This is a genomic window from Neisseria sp. P0001.S005, from assembly GCF_051963715.1.
The window spans coordinates 1-536 of sequence record NZ_JBQCTZ010000534.1; the positions used below are offsets into that span (position 1 = coordinate 1).

General features: G+C 50.4%; 1 protein-coding gene. It reads right to left on the reverse strand.

The features are described from left to right. Window positions 1–491, reverse strand: a 491-nt coding sequence (locus ACTHSP_RS21510) for a Glu/Leu/Phe/Val dehydrogenase dimerization domain-containing protein (protein WP_440346941.1), incomplete at its 3' end; no start/stop codon positions are given. Window positions 492–536: the final 45 nt, after the last annotated feature.

A 536-nucleotide genomic window follows, 5' to 3' on the forward strand; every position in this document is an offset into this window, starting at 1 on the left:
CCGGCAGGGACGTCGGTGTCGGCGCCGATGTGGCGGTAGAGTTCGGTCATAAAGGCTTGGCAGAAGCGCATTACTTCGGCATCGGATTTGCCTTTAGGATCAAAGTCGGAACCGCCTTTACCGCCGCCCATAGGCAGGGTGGTCAGCGCGTTTTTGAAGACTTGTTCAAAAGCGAGGAATTTCAATACGCCCAAATCGACGGTAGGGTGGAAGCGCAAGCCGCCTTTGTAAGGGCCGATGGCGGAATTCATTTGGATGCGGTAGCCGCGGCTGACTTGGACTTGGCCTTTGTCGTCCATCCAAGTGACGCGGAACATAATCACGCGCTCCGGCTCAACGATACGCTCAAGCAGGCTTTGTTGGGTGTATTTCGGGTTTTTCGCCAAAAACGGATCCAAACTCATAAACACTTCTTCAACGGCTTGATGAAAGGGTTCTTGGTTGGGGTTGCGTTGTTTGAGATTGGTAAATAGAGTGTTCAGGTCGGTCATTTTTCTACTCCTATTGAGTGAGATATTTCAATATTTATGTTTTGA